The sequence below is a fragment of the Vibrio sp. V19_P1S1T109 genome, from assembly GCF_002241375.1.
GTDB classification, from domain to species: domain Bacteria; phylum Pseudomonadota; class Gammaproteobacteria; order Enterobacterales; family Vibrionaceae; genus Vibrio; species Vibrio anguillarum.
Genome location: NZ_NDIM01000369.1, coordinates 1 through 3,230, shown reverse-complemented (window position 1 = coordinate 3,230; position 3,230 = coordinate 1). Strand labels below are relative to the sequence as shown.

Sequence of the window (3,230 nt, the reverse complement as noted above, 5' to 3'; positions counted from 1 at the left end):
CATTTAATTAGAATAAAAAATCAGGTTTTTTCATGTCTTTAATTTATCTTAAAATGTAATCAATATAATTTAATGCATTCATGCCGATTATTTAGATTTTAAATAAATATTGATTGTCATTCCAAAAGTTATTTTAAGCGAAAATTGTTGATGTTAATTATTAACGGTGGTGCTAATAAATATACTGAATATTATAAATTTAATATGAGGGTATAAAATAATGTTTAATCAAAAAAACACGTCAGTCTCAATTGCCGACAAAAACTATTACCGGGTCTTAGGCCTAACCATGCTTTTTTCGGGTCTATTGCTAAACCCAATATCTCAGGCTATTGCTGTTGAGTTTAGCGCGGATGCGGTAGCTGAGTCAGAGGGGCAGTGGTGGAGCACTTACACCTTAGCGATTAAAAATACAGGAGCAGAGTCAGCGGATATGCGCGATGCGGTAATCGAATTTGTATTACCCGTTGCGATTAACGATATAGGTTGGCAATCATCGGCGCTATCCCATCCTACGTGGAGTCTATCTCATACCGCTCAAGCGGGCGGTATTCTCCATTCAGTGGCGCTTAAATTCCCTGAAGGTGCTTGGGTTGACAGCGTTCTGAATGCCTCAGAAGCACTCTCCTTGACGATCGCTTTTGCTGGTTCATTGGAAAACCTGAGTGCTTTTGAAGATTCTGTTATTGTGAAAATGGAAGGGGGCATCACACCACCGCCCGATTTTTCGCTAGATATTCTCTCTCCAGCGCCAAATTCAGTGGTATACACGGGCACAGACGTTAGCATTATGGCTCGTATTGATGGTGAGAGTGCCGGTAAGCTTGAGTTTTGGGCTAACCAAGACAAAATTGCTCAACAACCATTGAAGCAAGGTGTCACCGAGTATCAGCAAGTGTGGCAACCGAAAGAAATAGGAGCCGCTTCCATTTCAGTTATCGCGTTCAATGAGGAAGGCGATAAGCTCTCTGAGCAAAGCGTGCCTGTTTCTGTCGAGTCAGAATCGACGGCGCCTAACCCTCCGGTCGTTGAGTTCATTTCCCCAGAAGCGGGATCATCCCACCCACAAGGCACAAGTCTGACGATCTCTGCTGAAGTGACCGATGCTGATAATGATCTGGCTACCGTTAAATTTTTTGCTAATGACACCGAAGTTTGCAGTATCGATGCCAAAACAGAGCAAGTGTTCTCTTGTGACTGGACCCCTCAAACGGCCGGAAGCGCTGCATTACGTGTTGAAGCGCAAGATGATGAACGGCATGTAACACAAAAAAATCTGACGATTACGGTTACTGATGTGAGTGGTAGTTGCGGTGACGTTGCTCAGTACCAAGATGGCGTGAGCTATCAAGTGGGAGATGAGGTAACCAATATTGGCCATATCTACTCATGTAAAATCGCAGGTTGGTGTGGTAACCCAGTATGGACACCGGGTACTGGGCATCCAAATTATCCAGATGCATGGAAAGATGCATGGAATGACGTTGGTGAGTGCGATCCTAACCCTGTTCCTGAAGTGCATGTTCAATCGCCAGAAAATGGACAAAAAATAGCACCCAATCAGCCATTTGAGGTGGTCGTTGAGGCGACCGACGATACCCAAGTGGCGCGTGTCGATGTTCAATTGAATGGCGAAGTCGTTGCAACATCCACCTCTTCTTCGGGCGATCTTTATACCATCACTGTGCCTGCTCAAGTTGAAGGACAATACACACTTACGGTTGCCGCGTATGACGATCAAGGCGCAAGTGCTCAAACTGCACCGATTTCGATTGCCATTACTGATAAAGATCTGCTGGTGTCACTCTCTTCCCCTGTAGACGGTTCAAGCTTCTTTGAAGGCCGAGCGATCTCAATCAAAGCGGATGCTAAGAGCTATGAAGGCGAGGTGACGTCCGTGACGTTTATTGCCAACGGCAAGGTACTGAATCAAGACACCGAAGCACCTTATGAATATGAGTGGATTGGAGCGCAAGCAGGTAACTACGCTATTTACGCAAAGGCGCTCAACAGTGCCAATCAAGAGCAAATGTCGGCCCCATCCAATATTACAGTGAAAGAGAGTACCGGTGGTGGTGGCCTTGCCGATAACCCAGACCGTGCCATTAGTTATCTCACTTCTTGGGGATTAAACGATTATGAAAAACTGTTTAATTCTGAAGGTGACGGTTATTTATTATCGTTCGGTAAATGGGATGCTAGCGGCAACATTACGATTTCTGATGACATGGTAACCCCACCAAGTTACAACCCAGATTGGATGCCATCTCAGTACTTAGCCTGGTCAACCTTAAAACACGATAATAGCAATGTCACCATGATGGTCGCGTTTGGTGGTCAAACTTATGAAAGTATTTGGTCTGCGATTGGTAGCGATGTAAATCGGGAGGCGGTGGCCAATGGCCTCGTTGAATTGGTCAACAAACCCTTCCCTGTCTATAAGAAGAACCTAAAACCAGAAGAGGTGGTGGGTGACTGCCTTGCGACGGGGGGTGATGGCCAATGTGATTACAGCAAGTACCAATTAGCGGGTTATGTGCAAATCGATGGTCTTGACTTCGACTTCGAGAAAGCAGCGCGCATTACCGATAAAGAGAACCAAGACCTAACCGCATTGATTAAACTGATACGCCAAAAAGTGGGAGACAATAAAGTGTTGTCGCTGACCACATACCATGTCGGTGCTGATCCTGTGGCATGCATGGATTCAAGTGTGTTTGAAAATTGTTCTTACGTTGAGCCATCAGGTCGCTCGTCTCACCATGGTGAAGTGATCGATCTGTTACAAGCAACCAAGAACGATTTCGATTTCTTCAACGTCATGACCTATGACGCCGGCCAAAACTTCCTCTACGATGTCGCGATGGCCAATTACGCTCAATACATTGGAGACAAGTCGAAAATTGTTTTGGGCAATACGATCAATAGCCAGTGGGGGCCAAACGGCAATTTTGTGGAGAGCCGTGAAAACAACCTCAACCGTGCCAAGTGGCAAAAAGAGAATGGTTACGGTGGTTTCTTTATCTGGGCGTTGGGTTCAAATAATCAAAGTCTGAGCATGGAACAGCAAGTCGAGTACTTCAACGAAATGATCAGTGTCAGTAAGTAGCCTGCATGGTTACTTTGTGAGTTAACTAGATAACGGAAGGCCATGGTGCCTTCCGTGTTTTTATCCATCGTCATCAACTTAATCTGAATCGCCGAAGCTGAAATAGAGAACCGTATTCGAC

Annotated in this window: 1 protein-coding gene; it reads left to right on the top strand. The window is 45.2% G+C overall.

Annotation, left to right across the window (positions count from 1 at the left end; all coding sequences use genetic code 11):
• Positions 1-220 precede the first annotated feature (220 nt).
• Entirely contained in the window at positions 221-3,109 is a 2,889-nt protein-coding gene (locus B9J87_RS17040; protein ID WP_094151884.1) for an Ig-like domain-containing protein, read from the top strand.
• Positions 3,110-3,230 lie beyond the last annotated feature (121 nt).

Coding starts and splice junctions, on each gene's coding strand:
- B9J87_RS17040 (WP_094151884.1), top strand. CDS start 221: ATGTTTAATCAAAAAAACACGTCAGTCTCAATTGCCGACAAAAACTAT.